General features: G+C 40.8%; 13 protein-coding genes and 3 pseudogenes. 6 read left to right on the top strand and 10 right to left on the bottom strand.

Annotated features, from left to right (window positions below; all coding sequences use genetic code 11):
• Positions 1–19 precede the first annotated feature (19 nt).
• On the top strand, positions 20–739 hold the full coding sequence (locus RS130_RS03665) for an HAD-IA family hydrolase (protein ID WP_316024839.1): 720 nt from the start codon (positions 20–22) through the stop codon (positions 737–739).
• Here RS130_RS03665 and cysE read toward each other — a convergent pair.
• Positions 728–1,507: a serine O-acetyltransferase gene (gene cysE / locus RS130_RS03660; RefSeq protein WP_316024838.1), complete on the bottom strand. Its 780-nt coding sequence runs from the start codon at positions 1,505–1,507 to the stop codon at positions 728–730. The genes RS130_RS03665 and cysE overlap by 12 nt on opposite strands.
• A gap of 201 nt (positions 1,508–1,708) precedes the next feature.
• On the opposite strand from cysE, the gene uvrD reads away from it, so the two are divergent.
• Positions 1,709–3,877, top strand: a complete 2,169-nt coding sequence (gene uvrD / locus RS130_RS03655) for a DNA helicase II (RefSeq protein WP_316024837.1) — start codon at positions 1,709–1,711, stop codon at positions 3,875–3,877.
• Positions 3,878–4,116: 239 nt separating this feature from the next.
• Here the strand turns inward: uvrD and RS130_RS03650 are convergent, their stop codons facing one another.
• Positions 4,117–5,037 carry a GGDEF domain-containing response regulator gene (locus tag RS130_RS03650; RefSeq protein ID WP_316024836.1) on the bottom strand — a complete coding sequence of 307 codons (921 nt, stop codon included), beginning with the start codon at positions 5,035–5,037 and terminating at the stop codon, positions 4,117–4,119.
• A 660-nt stretch (positions 5,038–5,697) separates the two neighbouring features.
• On the opposite strand from RS130_RS03650, the pseudogene recQ reads away from it, so the two are divergent.
• Positions 5,698–7,516 (top strand): annotated as a pseudogene (gene recQ / locus RS130_RS03645) (DNA helicase RecQ).
• A gap of 81 nt (positions 7,517–7,597) precedes the next feature.
• The gene (gene dnaB, locus RS130_RS03640) at positions 7,598–8,995 is read left to right on the top strand and encodes a replicative DNA helicase (RefSeq protein WP_316024835.1); all 1,398 of its coding nucleotides are present in this window, start codon (positions 7,598–7,600) and stop codon (positions 8,993–8,995) included.
• 253 nt (positions 8,996–9,248) lie between these two features.
• Here the strand turns inward: dnaB and RS130_RS03635 are convergent, their stop codons facing one another.
• The 4 genes and pseudogenes from RS130_RS03635 to RS130_RS03620 all read right to left on the bottom strand — a co-directional run bounded on the left by RS130_RS03635 (position 9,249) and on the right by RS130_RS03620 (position 11,809).
• Positions 9,249–10,355, bottom strand: a complete 1,107-nt coding sequence (locus RS130_RS03635; RefSeq protein ID WP_316024834.1) for an OmpA family protein — start codon at positions 10,353–10,355, stop codon at positions 9,249–9,251.
• An 80-nt stretch (positions 10,356–10,435) separates the two neighbouring features.
• Complete coding sequence (locus tag RS130_RS03630) at positions 10,436–10,858, bottom strand: secondary thiamine-phosphate synthase enzyme YjbQ (protein WP_316024833.1); 423 nt, start codon at positions 10,856–10,858, stop codon at positions 10,436–10,438.
• Positions 10,859–10,865: 7 nt separating this feature from the next.
• Positions 10,866–11,328 (bottom strand): annotated as a pseudogene (locus RS130_RS03625) (chemotaxis protein CheX).
• 28 nt (positions 11,329–11,356) lie between these two features.
• Positions 11,357–11,809, bottom strand: a complete 453-nt coding sequence (locus RS130_RS03620) for a transcriptional repressor (protein WP_428982724.1) — start codon at positions 11,807–11,809, stop codon at positions 11,357–11,359.
• A gap of 155 nt (positions 11,810–11,964) precedes the next feature.
• Here RS130_RS03620 and nudC point away from each other — a divergent pair, with 155 nt between their 5' ends.
• Together nudC and hemE are read left to right on the top strand one after the other, a co-directional pair.
• Entirely contained in the window at positions 11,965–12,786 is an 822-nt protein-coding gene (gene nudC, locus RS130_RS03615; RefSeq protein WP_316024832.1) for an NAD(+) diphosphatase, read from the top strand.
• A gap of 427 nt (positions 12,787–13,213) precedes the next feature.
• Positions 13,214–14,275: a uroporphyrinogen decarboxylase gene (gene hemE, locus RS130_RS03610; protein ID WP_316024831.1), complete on the top strand. Its 1,062-nt coding sequence runs from the start codon at positions 13,214–13,216 to the stop codon at positions 14,273–14,275.
• A gap of 73 nt (positions 14,276–14,348) precedes the next feature.
• Here hemE and RS130_RS03605 read toward each other — a convergent pair whose 3' ends face one another.
• The 4 genes and pseudogenes from RS130_RS03605 to mpl all read right to left on the bottom strand — a co-directional run bounded on the left by RS130_RS03605 (position 14,349) and on the right by mpl (position 18,457).
• Positions 14,349–15,044 carry a metallophosphoesterase family protein gene (locus RS130_RS03605; protein ID WP_316024830.1) on the bottom strand — a complete coding sequence of 232 codons (696 nt, stop codon included), beginning with the start codon at positions 15,042–15,044 and terminating at the stop codon, positions 14,349–14,351.
• 27 nt (positions 15,045–15,071) lie between these two features.
• Entirely contained in the window at positions 15,072–16,274 is a 1,203-nt protein-coding gene (locus tag RS130_RS03600) for a hypothetical protein (RefSeq protein WP_316024829.1), read from the bottom strand.
• A gap of 11 nt (positions 16,275–16,285) precedes the next feature.
• Entirely contained in the window at positions 16,286–17,062 is a 777-nt protein-coding gene (locus RS130_RS03595) for a S1/P1 nuclease (protein WP_316024828.1), read from the bottom strand.
• A gap of 32 nt (positions 17,063–17,094) precedes the next feature.
• Positions 17,095–18,457, bottom strand: a pseudogene (mpl, locus tag RS130_RS03590) (UDP-N-acetylmuramate:L-alanyl-gamma-D-glutamyl-meso-diaminopimelate ligase).
• Positions 18,458–18,590: the final 133 nt, after the last annotated feature.

Below are 18,590 nucleotides of genomic sequence, written 5' to 3'. Positions count from 1 at the left end.
GCAAACACTTAAGATACCCATGATTTTTTATAAAAAACTATCCGCCATACAGGCCATGACATTTGATTTAGATGACACGCTTTACGACAATGGCAGTATTATTAAAAATGCTGACGATGCATTGAGCGCCTTCATGTATCAAGAGTATCCTCTGACCCAAAGCCTGCAAAAATTTGATTGGCGACAAATACAAAAAGAGCTATTAACAAACAGACCAAGCTTACAAAACGATATGGGGCAGCTTAGGCTGCAAACGCTAGAAGTAGGATTTAAGCGGCTAAGTTATACACAACAGCAAGCGTCTGAAGCTGCTCGACGCTGCTTTGAATACTTTTATTTTCATCGTAGTGATTTTGTGGTTGATAGTAATATTCGCGCTGTATTAGCAAAGTTGGCGAATAAAATTCCTTTGGTCGCTATCACTAATGGCAACGTCAATATTCAACAAATTGGTATTGCCGACTACTTCTCTGCATCTTTTAAAGCAAGTTTAAATATGCCTATGAAGCCGCACAGAGCCATGTTTGATGCGGTGCAACAGCAACTGGGTATTGCCGCCAAAAATATATTGCATGTTGGTGATAATTTAGAAAAAGATGTATATGGCGCAACGCGAGCAGGGTACCAGACTGCTTGGTATGCGGATGACAGACAGATGAAACCGAGTGCCGAAGACATTTTGACTTTACCCCATGTGCAATTACAGTCGCTTAATCAACTATTAGAATTAGTCTTCTAAAATATTCTGTTGCATTGTTTCACATGGTTTTTGGCAAGTGGGTTTGCCAACGATTTTTGCAGGAATACCGGCTACAGTGACATGTGCCGGAACATCATTTAATACAACACTGCCAGCTCCTACTTTTACGCCTTCACCTATAGTGATATTGCCCAGTATTTTGGCTCCTGCACCTATCATCACCCCTTCTCGAATTTTAGGGTGGCGATCACCTGCTTCATTACCCGTTCCGCCTAATGTAACGGATTGCATAATAGATACGTTGTCATCAATGACCGCGGTTTCGCCCACGACTATACCTGTGGCATGATCAAACATGACACCTTGACCAATATGCGCCGCCGGATGAATGTCGACAGAAAAAGCTTCGGAGTTTCTACTTTGAATAAATAGAGCTAGATCTTTGCGGCCTGTTTTCCAGAGTTGATTGGCTAGTCTGTGGACTTGTATTGCCTGAAAGCCCTTAAAATTGAGTAACACTGTTAGATTAGAAGTCACTGCTGGGTCACGATTAAATACTGCCTGAATATCTACCATAGCGGCTTCAGCTATTTCAGGATGCATGAGATAGCATTGTTCAAAAATTTCTTTAATGGTTAAAGAGCTCATCACAGTGTCTGCTAGTTTATTCGATAAAATAAATCCAAGAGCTGTTTCAAAATTGTGGTGGGCCAGAATACAGGTATGCACATAACTGGATAATAGCGGTTCACTGTTCTTTAAATTTTCTGCTTCTAGTTTTAGTTGCCGCCAAAAATCAATGCTCATGCTGTACTCTCATCTTGTAGTCATTAAGTGCCAAATTAGTATTTTGGGATGAAGAAGAAAAACAAAAGCCATAATAGACTTTTCTTTGTTCAAAATCCTCCCATAAGTCGAGCTAATTGCGTGACAAAGGGGGGCATTAGTGTATTTAAATACAGTATTTTTTGATATCATGCCTCATCTTTTTCTTTCTAAATTTGGCCCATGGACGTATCTAGACTTCTTGATGAACTAAATGATAAACAACGCGCAGCTGTTGCAGCCCCTGCAACTGATATGCTTATTTTGGCGGGTGCCGGTAGTGGTAAAACACGAGTTTTAGTGCATAGGATTTCTTGGTTAATGGAAGTGGAAGGAATTGCGCCATACGGTATTTTGGCAGTGACCTTTACCAATAAAGCAGCAAAAGAAATGCGTGGCCGTATAGAGCATTTGCAAGGTAGTTCCTTATACAATATGTGGATTGGCACCTTTCATGGGATTGCCCACAGATTGCTACGTACCCATTATGCTGATGTTAACTTACCTGAAAATTTCACTATTTTAGATTCTGACGATCAATATCGAATGGTTCGACGAGTACTAAAAAGTCTAAACTTAGACGAAAAGCATTGGCCGCCAAAGCAGGTGCAGTGGTATATCAATGGCAATAAAGATGAAGGTTTACGACCGCAGCACATAGAAACCTATGGTGATGCCAACCAACAAAAAATGCGCGAAATTTATCAGGTTTATCAACAAACTTGTGATCGTGCAGGCTTAGTGGATTTTGCAGAGTTATTGTTACGAGCCCATGAGTTATGGGCTAATAATCCACAAATACTCGCTCATTATCAAAAGCGTTTTAGAGCCATTTTGGTGGACGAATTTCAAGACACCAATAATATTCAATATGCATGGCTGAGGTTACTTGCTGCGCCGACTAATAACATGATTATTGTTGGTGATGATGATCAGTCTATATACGGATGGCGGGGAGCAAATGTAGAGAATATTCAGCATTTTTTACGGGACTTTCCAACCGCCCAAACGGTAAGGCTGGAACAGAATTACAGATCTACAGGTAATATATTAAAAGCTGCCAATGCCGTTATTGATAATAACCAAGGCCGCTTAGGGAAAGAGTTATGGACCGAAGATGGCCATGGTGAAAGGATATCTTTGTATGCCGGGTTTAATGAATTAGATGAAGCTAGATTTAACATTTCCCGTATTAAAGAGTGGCGAGATCAGGGGAATGCTTTAGTTGATTGCGCTATTTTGTATCGAAATAATGCGCAATCTCGAGTGCTTGAAGAAGCATTGTTACAAGAGTCTATTGCTTACAGAATTTACGGTGGTCTGCGATTCTTCGAGCGCCAAGAAGTACGTGACGCACTTGGCTATTTGCGCTTGGTGAATCAATCAATCGATGACGCTGCATTTGAGAGAATCGTCAATACACCAACCCGAGGTTTGGGTGACAAAACACTATCATTGGTTAGAGACTTAGCGAGAGCGCAAGAATTATCTATGTGGGACGCAAGCCAGCGCATGCTAAGCGAAAAGCGTTTAACAGGCAGAGCGTCTAATGCACTAAATTCTTTTATTCAACTTATAAATCAATTAGCTCAAGATATAGCGCAGTTGCCATTGGAACAGCAAGCGGACCATGTGATTAAACATTCTGGTCTTTTTGCGATGTATAAAGCTGAGAAAGGCGAAAAAGCCCAAGCCAGGATAGAAAACTTAGAGGAATTGGTTACCGCCTGTAAACAATTTGTCGTACCGGAAGAAGCCGACAATATGACACCTTTATCGGCATTCTTGGCCCATGCCTCCTTAGAATCTGGGGAAACACAAGCAGATGATCATCAAGATGCTGTGCAAATGATGACAATTCACTCGGCGAAGGGACTGGAGTTTCCTTTGGTCTTTTTGGTCGGGGTAGAAGAAGGCATGTTTCCTAGCCAAATGAGTAACGAAGAGCTAGGCAAAATTGAAGAAGAAAGGCGCTTATGTTACGTCGGTATGACTCGTGCCATGCAAAAGTTATATATCACATATGCCGAAAATAGGCGCGTTTACGGGCAAGATAAATATCATACGCCTTCGCGATTTATTAAAGAAATTCCAGCAGACTGTATTGAAGAAGTGCGTTTGCGAACCACCGTTAGTAGACCAGTACAGAATCGTTTTACCGCCACAACTGGGCATACCGCTTTTGAATCAACAGGGTTTAAATTGGGAGAAAGGGTTTGCCACCCTAAATTCGCTGAAGGAACTGTGTTGAATTACGAAGGGGCGGGTGAGCATGCTCGTGTGCAAATTAATTTTGATGAATTTGGCACTAAGTGGCTCGTTATGTCTTTTGCTAAGTTAAGCAAAGTATAGTGCTATTTAACCTGGGTCCTGAATAAGCCAGAATCTCAGGATAACGCTCTTTTTGTGTCTAGCGGCGTTGGATTGTCTAGCTTAAACGATACTTCTTATTCAGAACTCAGGTTATTTAGGTAGCAACTAAAAGCAAGAGAGCAGTCGTTATAGTATGGCCGGGCCAAGCAAGGCTGGGCTGTTGCAAAATACTGGAATATCTTTAGCAATGCAGATTTGAATATGAGACGACAGATGGCTCAATCAAATACGCATTGATTTCGCCCAGCCTCTTTTGCGATAAATAAGTTGGTGTCTGCTTTATCTAGTAAGTCTGTCGCATCATTTAAGGTGTTGTCGCTATCGGTAGGCGAAAAAGTAGCTAATCCGATGCTGATAGTCACAACTTTATGAGAAGCGCCTTCAGGGGCAGGAATATTTTGACGACGCACATTGTCGAGTAATTGTTCTGCAACTTGTTTGGCCCCATTTAAATCGGTAAATGGCAATAAAAGAACAAATTCTTCTCCCCCATACCTAGCAGAAAAGTCACTTTCTCTTCTTTTACTGGCAGCTATCACTCTAGCGACAATTTTTAAACATTTATCGCCTTCCAAATGACCGAACGCGTCGTTGAATAATTTGAAGTTATCTATATCGATTATCATCGCAGTTAAAGGGTGGCTACCTCGCTCTGCCGCATACCATTCTTTATTTAGGGTGGTATCCAATTGCATTCTGTTGGCTAAACCCGTTAAGCCGTCCGTGCACGACACTTGAGCGAGGCGTTTCTGTTGGGCAACCATAGTCATAATATTTTTAACTCTGGACACTAAAATACTAAGGCGTGCATTTTTATCTAAATAGTCGATAGCCCCCATCGCTAAGCATTCGTCTTCTTCGTCTAAGGTAGCTTTATCAGCTAAAAATATAATAGGAATATGCGCGGTTATTTGGCTATTTTTAACGAATGTACATAGCTCTTGCCCAGAGATGATAGGTGTATTAATGGCACTTAATACTAAGTCTATATCCTTTAGCATGATATTTTGCAGCGCGGATTTACCATCTCCTGCCACTTCTACTTTAAAAAGACTGGAAAAGAGTGAGCTGAGGGTTGAGATACAAACTGGATCATCGTCTATGATCAGTAAAGTAAGTTTGTTGTGATAAGTTGTCATGACATCCTTGAAAAATACAACCAATGATACGAACCCAACAATAAAATATTTGTTTGAATTACCGCTAAGTACACCAGATTATATGATAATTGGGTGTAATTTAAACAGCTAAACTCAAAATATCTACATTATTCGGAATTTACCTCTATCTAAGTAATACAAAAATACTAGCGACAAGGCTAATGAAAATAACTGAGGTAAGACAAATGTTTGTCAGAATACTCACTCTACGCTTAAAGCCAATTAATCGTTTTGTAATTTCTTTACTCGAATTATTACGTTTAGGTGGCCTGAATCTGAGTAATATGTCATTTCTAAAATTACCATACAAGTTTAGATGTGACAAAAAAGTGTAACGTCTTGATAAATTTCTAATTTTTAGTGTATCAATTTTTGTTAGAACAAGCGTATTTACCTGAAACCTAACCTAGCAAGCACGACTTTCTGCAACCTATAGAACGTGTAGCGCGCAGAACTTTTATCATCCCAAGAGCACCTCGTAAAGCTCAGTGCAAACGAAAGAGTTGTAGGTGGAAGTGCATTGCTTTTGCTTAGTTAACCCCTCACTGCAAAATTACTAACAAATAATCTTTGATTTAGCAGTGAAGCTTAAATTAAAAACACGTAAACTTACGCTTTAGAACTTATTTCGGTTTTTCTTTGTCATCACAGACTACACACCTATCATTATTAGTATCTCAAGCACGTGAGGTATTAAAAAACACCTTTGGTTATGATCATTTCAGAGATGGCCAAGCTGAAGTCATTAGCCATATTCTTGACAGAAAAGATGTATTGGTTTTAATGCCAACAGGCGGTGGAAAATCTCTGTGTTACCAAATTCCAGCTATGCTTATGCCTTGGCTTGGCTATTGTTATTTCTCCACTAATTTCTCTGATGAAAGACCAAGTTGACGCTTTGTTAGCCAATGGCGTGAATGCTGCTTACATTAATTCAAACCTGACGCCGGAAGAAATGTTCAAGGTGTTTAAAGGTATGCAAGATGGTGTTTATAAACTGATTTACGTTGCACCTGAACGCTTGATGCAGTTGGAATTCATGGCACGTTTGCAGTCTCTCAATATTAGCTTAATCGCGGTAGACGAAGCCCACTGTGTCTCACACTGGGGGCATGATTTTCGTAAAGATTATAGGCTGTTAGGTCAACTTAAAGAAAAATTACCGAACACCCCCATTATGGGACTAACTGCAACGGCTGATCTTGCTACTCGAGCGGATATTGCTCATCAATTGCGTTTGGCGCAGCCTTTCATTTTCAAAGGCAGTTTTGACCGCCCGAATATTCGCTATAACCAAATCACCAAATACAAAGCTACGGATCAAGCTATTAGTTTTGTAAAGCAACAAGATGGTAGTGGCATTGTTTACTGTAATAGCCGCCGTAAAGTAGATGAATTATCCATGGCTTTGGCCAAACAAGGGGTGAGTTGTGCTGGCTATCATGCGGGTTTAGAAGGCGAAATTCGAGATAAAATACAACGTGATTTTATTCAAGATCGAATTGATGTCATAGTGGCGACTGTTGCATTTGGTATGGGCATAGATAAGTCTAACGTGCGCTTCGTGGTACATTTTGATTTACCGAGAAGCATTGAATCTTATTATCAAGAAATTGGTCGAGCGGGCCGAGACGGTATGCCAGCACAGGCCTTATTATTATTTGATGAGAAAGACGCAGCGCGTATTCGCCAATGGATCTCTACTGGCGAAAACCCGCAACGAAACGCGGTTGAGTTGCAAAAATTTGCGGCTATGGAAGCCTTTGGAGAAGCCCAAACTTGTAGGCGACAAATTCTGCTCAATTATTTCGCTGAATACTCTGCTGGGCATTGTGGAAATTGCGACATTTGTCTTGATCCACCTAAGGCATTTGATGGAACAGTGGATGCGCAAAAAATACTATCTTGTATTTTGCGACTAAAGCAAAACGTCGCGAGTCAATATGTTATTGATGTCTTACGTGGCAAACAGCTCAAGCGAATTTTTGAAAATCAGCATGAACAACTGTCTACCTATGGGATCGGCAAGCAGCAATCAGATGAGTATTGGCATAACTTAATTAACCAACTTATTCACCGAGGGTTGGTAAGAGTCGACATTACGCAAAATGCGGTACTGAAATTAACTGAAGAAGCGCGACCCATGTTAAAAAATGCGCAATCTTTGCAATTGGCTGTGCCTAGATTGACTGTTAATTTAGGTAAAAAATCTAAGTTTCAAGCGCAAGATTATGATCGTGCCTTATTTGCCAAGCTTAAACATTTACGAAAAAGTATTGCCGAACAAGACGAAGTACCACCATTTGTGGTGTTTAGTGATGCGACATTGGCGGATATTGCAGACAAATGTCCCGAGTCGTCCAGCGAATTCCTTGATATTCATGGTGTAGGTGCAACTAAATTAGAACGCTATGGAGCACGCTTTATGGAAGCGGTTAGCAAACACCTCAATAAATAATGTAAGATCTAGGTTCACTTTGTAGAGGTTAGTAGTACTATTCTAACCATAATTTGTCGTTTCATTGAATTGATATAATCCATGCCTGTAAAAGAAGTGCCATACAAAAATAAAGATCACAAAGTTGAAAAGCTGAAGATCCCACCGCATTCCATTGAAGCGGAACAATCCGTTTTGGGGAGCATGTTAATTGCCCCCGACTCTTGGGATAAGGTGGCTGAAATAGTGGTGGAAGAAGATTTTTACAATCATTCACATCAGCTGATTTATCGTTCTATTTTAAGCCTTCTATCCAATAGCTCCCCAATTGACTTAATTACGGTCTCAGAGCATTTAGAAAATCTAGATGAATTAGAAGCTGCTGGTGGATTTGCCTATTTAGGTGAATTAGCCAGAAATACCCCTAGTTCAGCAAACGTTACCGCTTATGCACAAATCATAAAAGAGCGAGCTGTTACTAGGGAGTTAATTGCTGTTGCTCACGAAATTGCAGATACAGGGTATAACCCTGAGGGCCGCAATAGCGGCGAAATTCTGGATATGGCGGAAAGCAAGGTTTTCGAAATTGCCGAGAAAAGGACAGGCAAAAATGAAGGGCCTGAAAATGTTGAGTCCGTTTTAGGTAAAACCATAGACCGGTTAGAAGAGCTAGTTAAAAGTAATAAAGATGTCACGGGTGTTTCGACCGGATATACAGATTTAGATAAGAAAACCAGTGGGTTACAGCCATCAGACTTAATCATACTGGCGGCTAGGCCTTCTATGGGTAAAACCACCTTTGCCATGAACTTGTGTGAAAATGCCATGTTACTCGAGACCAAGCCGGTCTTAGTATTTAGCTTAGAGATGCCCTCAGAACAAATTATGATGCGTATGTTAGCCTCCTTGAGTCGGGTTGATCAAACTAAAGTACGTACTGCTCAATTGGATGATGAAGATTGGGCTAGAATGTCAAATACCATGGCCATGCTGAAGGATAAAGATAATTTATTTATAGATGATTCGTCTGGGTTGACCCCGATGGAAGTACGTACCCGAGCCAGAAAGTTAGCCCGTGATAAAGGTGGGATTAGCTTAATCATGATCGATTACTTGCAGCTGATGCAAGTTCCGGGATTAAGTGATAACCGAACGTTAGAAATTGCCGAAATATCTCGCTCATTGAAATCCTTGGCAAAAGAACTAGAAGTACCAGTAGTTGCACTTTCTCAGTTAAACCGAAGTCTAGAGCAAAGAAGCGATAAAAGACCAATAAACTCCGATCTACGGGAGTCCGGCTCTATTGAGCAAGATGCTGACTTAATTATGTTTATTTATAGAGACGAAGTGTATAACGAACAGAGTACTGAAAAAGGTATCGCGGAAATTATTATCGGTAAACAACGTAATGGTCCAATAGGTACGTCACGTCTTACTTTCCAAGGGCAGTTTTCACGTTTTGATAACTATGCGGGTCCAGCTTTGGAAGATGAATATTAATTTAGCGCTATGAGCTAAATGTTCGCTGAGGCTATATTTATTGGCCTTGCTATACACGAAAAATTTCGTCACCGAGTAAGCCATTAAGTAATGTGATGTGAACGAATGATCTTAAGTTATTGAATTATAGTATAATATTAAATTAGAACGATACTTCTTATCTAGAACTCAGGTTAAATACTAGCGCTATTTTTAGTTCGGAACAAAAAAAGAGATGCTAAATGCATCTCTTTTTTATCACAACCAGTTGTTGTTATTTCTTAACTTTAACTCGTGTGCTTGCAGAAACCTTCGCAGTAATACGACGGTTAACTTCATGAGCAGCTGGAGTATTTGAAGTATCTAATAGTTGGGTTTCACCGAAACCTTTAACGGTTAGACGTTTAGCGTCAATACCATAACGATCAATGAACAAGCTACGTACAGCTTTCGCTCTATCTTCAGATAACTTCATGTTGTAGTCAGCTTTACCTGGAGCAGAAGCGTGACCTTCAATAACGGTATCTGTTGATGGGAATCTCTTCATGAAGTCCGCAAATTCTTTAATTTGTGGGTCAAGAGGGTAATTCACTTCAGCACTATTATTTGAGAACAATACTCTAAGATCTACTGATACTTCCTCTTCTGTAAATATGCTACAGCCATTTGCATCAACTTTGTCAGTTGTTGGAGTATTTGCACACTTGTCTTTATCGTCTGCAACGCCGTCATTATCTGAGTCAGCAGCTTGTACAGCAGCTATCGCACAACCTGTTGCGTCAACTTTAGTTCCATAAGGAGTATTGGCACATAAATCGTTACTGTCATTTACACCATCATTATCACTGTCTCTAGCAGAAGCTGGTGTTGAAGATGACGTTTCGCCAAACGAATATGCTAAACCTAGTTTATAGCCCATGTGAGTATGGCTAGTATCTAAATTTTGGTACGCCGTTATTTCAGTAACGACTTTAAGGTTTTCATTGATATCCCAATGTTTACCAATACCAAGATCTACGTAATAGTCGCTTTCTGCAATTTTAGTAGTCTTAAGTCCACCTAGTATATAAAACAAATCATCTGGTAAAAAATATAATGCGTCTATCCCAAAACGGCTACCTGAATAGTCATCTGGTGTTGCATCGATATCAAGAGCTGCAGCTTCGATACGAGCGGCCCACTGAGGTTTGAATCTAAAACCGAACTCAACACCTAAACCCATACCATTGTCTATATAAAACGGTGCTCCAGTTTCTGCTTGATCAGTTGAATAGTACTCAACAAATCCAGCTACCCATTTCTCGCCTTCTTTATTTGTTTCAGCGTGAGCACTGGCTGCCATGGCTAATGCGACCGCACTAGCGACTAATAATTTTTTCATGTGTGATTTTCCTTAAAATTCCAGTTAACATTAATTTTGGGCTAATTCTACCATTAAATTTATAAATCAAAACATTCTTTCTACGTTTGCCCTGATAAAGTTGCAATTAAATGACGACTGCCTGCTTGGTTCCTATGCTCGCCTAAAATAATACCTTGCCACATGCCTAATGCAAGTGCACCGTTACAAATAGGAATAGTGAGGTTGTTGCCGAGTAAGCTCGCTTTAATGTGAGCCGGCATGTCATCATCTCCTTCATAATTGTGTAAATAGTAAGCCATATTTTCAGGTACCATCTTGTTGATGTGTGTTTCCATGTCTGCTCGGACAGTTGGATCTGCGTTTTCATTGATGGTTAAACTCGCACTAGTGTGCTGGATAAACAGATGTAAGAGACCTGTAGATATTTTTTCTAAGCCCTTGAGTTGGTTGACTACCTCATCAGTAATTAGGTGATAACCTCTAGTCCTCGGAGCTAAAATTAATCGTTGTTGAGTCCACATATCTTATTTACTTATTAAAACACATTTCTAAATATAAATTTCCAGCGGGGTGAGTAAATGGCAAAACCATTTTTCTGCCATCGATTTGATGGTCAATAGAGTGATTTTTTCCGGACACGACAACAGGTGTTGCCATGCCAAAGTGGTAGCCTTTTTTATCTAATTCACTTTTAGCACCACCGCAAATCATGTTGGTTATTTCACCCACCATATCGATTACCTCAGAATCAATACTATCAGGCCTTTCGCCTAGCATTTTATCCATAATTTCGAAAACCAAACTTTCTTCGAAAGATATAGAAAGTGAGCCTTTGATATTGTCACCAACCATACCTATTAATCCTGATACGTCGCCGCCAGCTAGATTATTTTTTTCTTTGCGGCTTATTCGGTACTATGGTGGTGTGTGCCATTGTTTCTAAAACATTCATTAAAGCGAGAATAAATGGATTGATAAATTCAGAATTCATGTATGGAGATTACCCTTAAATTTTACTTTTACTGGCAAGCAGCACATGTCCCGTGCGCTTCGATTGTTTGCTTTACAACTTTAAACCCGACTGTTTCTGCTTGTTTGTTTAGGGTATCTTTTAGTCCTACAGACTGAATTTCTTTAACTTCCCCACAAGTATCGCAAATCAAAAACTGCACAGGGTGATGGCAGTCAAAGTGATGACAAGCGACAAAAGCATTGGTTGATTCGATTTTGTGAATAAGGCCGAACTCCAATAAAAAATCTAAGGTACGGTAAATGGTCGCTGGCTTAGCATTTGATTCAGTTAATTTAAGCGCATCGAGTAATTCATAGGCACCAACAGCCCCTTCATGCCCTAGTAACAAAGCGTAAACTTTCTCTCGCAAAAGAGTAAACCTAGCGCCTTTGTCTTCACAAAATTGCCTAGCTTTATAGACTTGGGCTTCTGCGCCATCATGTTGGTTAGTAATATTCACTTTTTATCCTTTAAAATAAACCTACAAATAATATCACTTATTGTTGTTTATTGGGTAGTTGTATTAATATTGTCGCCGCGTTGCAATCCTATCATGCCGAACATAACTTTAGCGTGTTAATCTTACCATCAATACTATCAGTGTTTATATTTATTATGATTGAACAGAATATACCTATTACCCACGAAACCTACGCTATTTGGTTGATTTTTAGTGGAGACAAAGTGCTAATACCGAATGACCATCCGTCATTGCTAAAGTGTGCTTGGCATGAATTAGGTTTTGCGCATGCTTATAAAGAACAAGTTGTGAAAATTGGTACTTATGATGAATTACCTTGTCTGCTAATTGATATGGGCAACGAAAATGTCGCTCAACAGCACTTTTCCCTAGTTGGTTTGCGCAGTGTGCTAAATGAATGCTCAAATGCTTTTTTTGAAATCGCTGCGCGATCATGGCAAGTGGCGTTATTTATACGTACCCATAGATTTTGTGGCCAATGCGGTTCAAAAATGCAACAAGTAGATTGGGAAATGGCTATGCAATGTACGCGCTGCCAGCATCGATGTTACCCGCGAATATCGCCATGTGTCATAGTCGCTATCCGCCATAAAGACAAAATTCTTTTGGCACAAGGTAAGTCGCAGAAATCCCGAGAAATGTACTCGATAATCGCTGGTTTTGTAGAAAGTGGAGAAACCCTAGAGCAGGCCGTGCATAGAGAAGTGTTTGAAGAGGTAGGTGTGAAAATTACTAATCTAAGGTATTTTGCTAGCCAGCCTTGGCCTTTTCCCCATGCCTTGATGATGGGTTATTTAGCTGATTACGATTCAGGCGAAATACAAGTTGACGGCAGAGAAATATTGACTGCTGATTGGTTTGATCTCGAGCATTTACCCACTACTCCATCGACATTGTCAATCGCCGGTCAATTGGTTGAAAGTACAAAAGAACTTATGAAAAATCATACTGATTAAATCTGTTGTGTTATGCCCATAACCACGAACGGATATTAATTAACCTGAATCTTGGATAAGCCGAACCTCTCGATAACGCTCTTTTTGTATCTAGCGGCGTTGGATTGTTTGGCAATAACACGTTATTAAGTACAACAATCCGCTTTGCTATACACGAAAAATTTCGTTACCGAGTAACATTTAGCTGAGGTTATGTAGACAAAAATATATTAAACCATTGAATGATAATGATATTGTTTAGCTTAAACGATACTTCTTATCCAGAGCTCAGGTTAATTATTGTTGGCTTTAATGGAGTTTGCGCTAGTTTCAAACGGTAAAATCGCTACAATACAGCCAGCTTATGACTTTATACTCAAAGGATTGCAAAATGACGCGCATTTTGCGAAGGCTTGGGTATAGTTTTCAATATTTATAGAGGAAACCGATGCAACAATTGCAAAATGATCGATACCTGAGGGCTTTATTGCGCCAGCCAGTAGACGTAACACCTGTATGGATGATGCGCCAAGCGGGCCGATACTTACCGGAATATAAAGCCACACGTGCAGAAGCCGGCGACTTTATGTCTCTGTGTAAAAACGCCGAGCTAGCATGTGAAGTGACTTTGCAGCCATTGCGTCGATTCGACCTTGATGCAGCGATCCTATTTTCGGACATTTTAACTATTCCTGATGCGATGGGCTTAGGTTTGTATTTTGAAACCGGTGAAGGCCCAAAATTTGAACGTCCCTTGACGTGTATGGCCGATATTCAAAAGTTGCCGGTGCTCGATCCGGAAGATGAACTCGGTTACGTGATGAATGCTGTGCGTACTATTCGTAAAAATCTGAATGGTGAAGTGCCGCTAATTGGTTTTTCGGGAAGCCCTTGGACGTTGGCCACCTACATGATTGAAGGCGGTTCAAGCAAAGCTTTTACTAAGATCAAAAAAATGGCTTTTAGCGAGCCACAAGCGTTACATTTATTATTGGATAAACTCGCCGACTCAGTCATTCTATACCTCAATGCTCAAATCGCTGCGGGCGCTCAGTCTGTTATGGTATTTGATACTTGGGGGGTGTTGTCTGGCCGTGATTACAAAGAGTTTTCGTTGCAGTATATGCATAAAATTGTGGATGGCTTAACCCGCGAAAATGATGGGCGTAAAGTGCCTGTTACTTTATTTACAAAGAACGCTGGATTATGGCTTGAATCCATTGCTGATACCGGTTGTGACGCGGTCGGATTAGATTGGACCGTGGATATGGCTGATGCAAAAAAACGTATCGGGCATAAAGTGGCGCTTCAAGGCAATATGGATCCGTCTATGTTGTATGCTCCAGCGGCAAGAATTGAACAAGAAGTGCAATTGATCTTGGATGGCTTTGGTAAAGGAGAAGGACATGTCTTTAACTTAGGGCATGGTATTCACTTAGATGTGCCACCAGAAAATGCTAAAATCTTCATTGATGCAGTGCATAGTTTAAGTAAACCGTTTCATCTGTAAGGCATAAACTCAACGCTCGGTTATGCGTAATCGAGCTGTACTGTTAAATGTGAATACCAGTCAGCAGCATCTTTCATTCTTGGTGTACGCTCTTAATGTCTTTGTGGCACTCGAAGGTTATTTCTTCGCCAGAAGCGCAAAGCTGTTTAGCACAGACTTGCTCACATTTTTTATCGATTTCTAGTACACCTATTCCTGCACTATTTAACAGCGTACGCACCTTATGCCCTTCAGGTTTTCGGTGCTGAATGCGCATATTCCTGCGTTGCGTAAACCAATTTAGCGGTGAATATTTGCTATAAAGAACACGGTTGAGGGTATCAAACCAGTTGAGCAGCTTTTCAGGAAATTCATTTTTAATACCGCTACTGGTAATTTGAGTAATATGAGGACTGTTTTGCCTGAACCGTAAACTTATGTCATATACAAAAGAGTAGTGTACGTCGCCAGATAATATAACAAAGTTGGGGGGCGTTTTGCGATTGCGGAATATATTTAACATGACGCTGGCCGTCCCTTTGTGTGCCATCCAGTTTTCAGCATCAACTGTCAATGCTTGGCCAAAAAAGGTAAAAATTCGCTGTATAGTTTCAATCAATTTCACGCCAAATACGGGAGCGGCTGAAACCATGATAATCGACTCTTGGCCGATTAGCTCTTGTTGTACATCACACAATGCTTCCCAGTCCATTAACCCCGACGGTTTTGTTAAACTGGATTCTGACCGCCAACGTTGAGTGCGAGTATCCAAGACAACAATTTTGGGCAAAGTATCTAGGTGAAAGTGCCAATGCTCCTAGGCTAATAATTTGTCGACTAAGGCGTCGTGTTCGGTGATGCCATGATGACTAAAATGCGCCTTACAAGCAGTGTGAAGAGGTTGTAAAATGTCAGGTTTGTTACCCCAGCCTTGGCATAGCCAGTAGCCAATCAAGGCATTACCTACAATACGTTTTGCAAATTCATTTTGATAGACCGCTTCTTCCCAACCACGGGTTAAATTCCAATCATCTGTGACATCATGATCATCAAAAATCATGTAAACGGGCACATGTGCTAGTGCTCTACGGACTTGACTTAACCCCGCTGAAAATTTGTCTATCGCTACCTTTTCCTGCGCAAATTTTGATTGAAATACTGGAGGAATATCAGCATCGGACAGCTTCACTATTTGCCACATTTCTGGCGACCAAGTCAAAATGTACATCGCTATTACTTCAGCAAATGACACCAAGTGATTGTTGGCGTTTACCGATGTGAAAATAGGTTTTCTTTTGCCAGCGAAAAAATTGCGATAAGTATTGTCTGTGGCTGATGTATCGGGTAATAGCTCAGGTCTTTGATAGTAGCAATCTGCATGGTCAAATATCTCTTTGCTGTTACTAACCACTGCACCATGTAGCTCTTCATGAAATAATCCCAATTGTTCAATGGTTTGCTTAATAGCAACGAGAGTGGGGCCGGCTACGTCGTCTGCATAGATTTGATCACCGGACATCATCAGTAGGTTGGGGGGCTCTACTTCTCCAGCTAAAGCTCGTTGGAGCTGACTATCAACTACGCACAAGCCGTCGTCACTGTTATGATGAGGTTTGCGGCAAGAGCCATGTAAGATTCGTTTTATGCTTTTGGATACGACAAAACTTGGGTGAGACTGTCCACAGTAAAGCAGCTTTGCACAAACTTCTGTGATGGATGCGGCCTGTTGTTTTTCGTCGATTAATTGAATGTCATAGCTTACGCGGGAACCACAGTCGATATGACTAACAGGATTGATTGTGAGCAGGTTAATAAATGCATGTTCACCCACTTGAATGGTGGAGACTTGCTGATTATCTAATTCGCTTTCAAACCACACTTTGTGTAATTCAGGATTAAACAACTTTGCCAAAAAACGGTATTTTTTTGATGTTATCATCCAGACACTAACTTGCTCAGCATTAGCCTGGCGAATAATCGGGCCAGCTAATACCTGAGGAAAAGTCTGTGCGGGTTGCATAGGCAAAGTACTTATTTAAATAACTGATTCAAGTAAGCGGCTATTCTGACTCCGCCCATTTGCAGGCGTTGCTTAACCGCAGGCAAATGTTGGTACTGATAGTCCCACGATAGCTTAGTATCTTGCGGATACAACGTTTTCCTCACTTCAGTACTTTCTTTTATCCATATCGCCGGGTCTGTCACCATCCATTCTTTCGCTTGTTGTTTAGTTATTTTTTTAGTTAAGCGCTCAGTCCATTCTGAATAAGATAGCTTTTGGCGATCAATTAACTGCGAGTCCCACACGCGATGCAGGTTTGAGTCTTCCCAGAAAAAATTAACCTTAATCTTGTTGCCGCCCTGATCGATATCGGTACCAGAGTGCAAAGGTTGATGTAAATCTCCTATGATATGCACAATAAACCTTAGGGCTAATTGTTTTTCCTGACGACTACCTTTGCTACTGACTAATTGTTTGGAAAACATTTCAAGGGCTGTCACTGCATCGCCCTCTGATGGCGCATTTTCAATATGGTAAGAGTGGCCATCATGCACATTTACATAGTGCCAAGGGCTGGCCGTTTTTCGCCAAAATTCACTTGGGTCAGAACGCATTTCATCAGCATAAGTTGATGCTTCAGCTAAATCTTCATTAGGTAGCAAGGCTGAAACTGCAGCTTGTGCGTTTGCAGTTAAATATTGTTCAGCGATGGCGCCTGTGATTCGATGCCCAGTTTGCCCCCAGCTTAACGCTTGAAAACTCGAAACAGAGATTGTCAGGCCTAGGATTAATTTAGTTAGTTTCATTTGCTGTATCCGTTTGTCTCATTAAAAATGTATTATTGTTGAGGAAATTTTGCATGCAAGGCATCGACTAGTTGTTGATGAATCCCTGCAAAACTGCCATTACTCATAACCAGTATGTGGTCTCCTTGACTGGGCATATGAGACGATTGATTTTACTAGTAAATCCATATCCTTATAAAGCATTGCGGTTATTTCACTTTGTGCTAAAAGGTCGTCCATAGACCAGGTTAGGCTAGTCGGTTCAAAAATAAACACATGATTGGCTTGTTTCCAAGAAGCGGCCAAGGTGTCTTTATGTACCCCCATTTTCATAGTGTTTGATCGAGGTTCTAGCACGGCTAAGATTCGGGCGTCGCCAACTCTTGCTCGTAAACCATTAACGGTTGTAGCTATGGCTGTAGGGTGGTGGGCAAAATCATCATATAAGGTAATATCGTTAATTTGTGCTACGACTTCCATTCTGCGTTTTACGTTTACGAATTGACCTAGCGCTGCTGTTGCTACTTCACTGGTGACTCCACTATGTTTGGCGGCGGCTATCGCCATCAATGCATTGTTAACATTGTGCTCACCAAGTAACTCCCAATCTACTGTACCGCTAGGCTGTCCTTTAAACATAACCTCAAAGTAGGACCCGTCAGCGGAGGTATTGGTTACCTGCCAGTCACCGCCAATAGACTGAACCGGCGTCCAGCATCCCATATCTAAAACGCGGGTCACATTCAGATCATGCTTGGGATGCAGGACTAAGCCATTGTTAGGCACCATACGTAATAAATGATGAAATTGTTTTTGAATAGCTGGTAAATCGTCAAAAATATCAGCGTGGTCAAACTCTAAATTATTTAGTATCAGCGTATTTGGACGGTAATGGACGAACTTTGAACGTTTGTCGAAAAATGCGCTATCGTATTCATCTGCCTCAATGACAAAAAATGGACTGTCGCCTAAACGGGCTGATACATCGAAGTTTTGAGGAATTCCGCCAATTAAGAATCCAGGTTTAAGGCCCGCGAATTCTAGTATCCACGCTAACATGCTAGCAGTACTCGTTTTGCCGTGTGTGCCAGCAACGGCCAATACCCAACGATCTTTTAGAACATTTTCTAGTAACCACTGAGGACCACTAATATAGGGTAAGTTTCTATTGAGTACATATTCAACGGCTTGGTTGCCACGAGAAAGTGCATTTCCAATTATCACCATATCGGGCTCTGGTGAAAACTGTACGGGATCGTATCCCTCAAATAGTTCAATGCCTAAAGATTCTAATTGAGTGCTCATAGGCGGGTAAACATTGCTGTCGGAGCCCGTCACTTTGTGACCCATTGCCTTGGCAATTACCGCGATACCGCCCATGAAAGTGCCACAAATTCCTAAAATATGGATATGCATACATTGCCTATACAAATTGCTAATGGCAGTAGGTTATCAGAACAATATTGGCTAACCCAATCAAGATTGTAAAAAAATGCAAATTTGCTGGTTACTTTTTCTGGTTATAAAGCATTCCGTTAGGTTACTGAGA

The sequence above is a fragment of the Paraglaciecola aquimarina genome (assembly GCF_032464635.1).
Classification (GTDB): Bacteria; Pseudomonadota; Gammaproteobacteria; order Enterobacterales; family Alteromonadaceae; genus Paraglaciecola; species Paraglaciecola aquimarina.
This window is presented reverse-complemented; position numbering and strand designations above follow the sequence as displayed.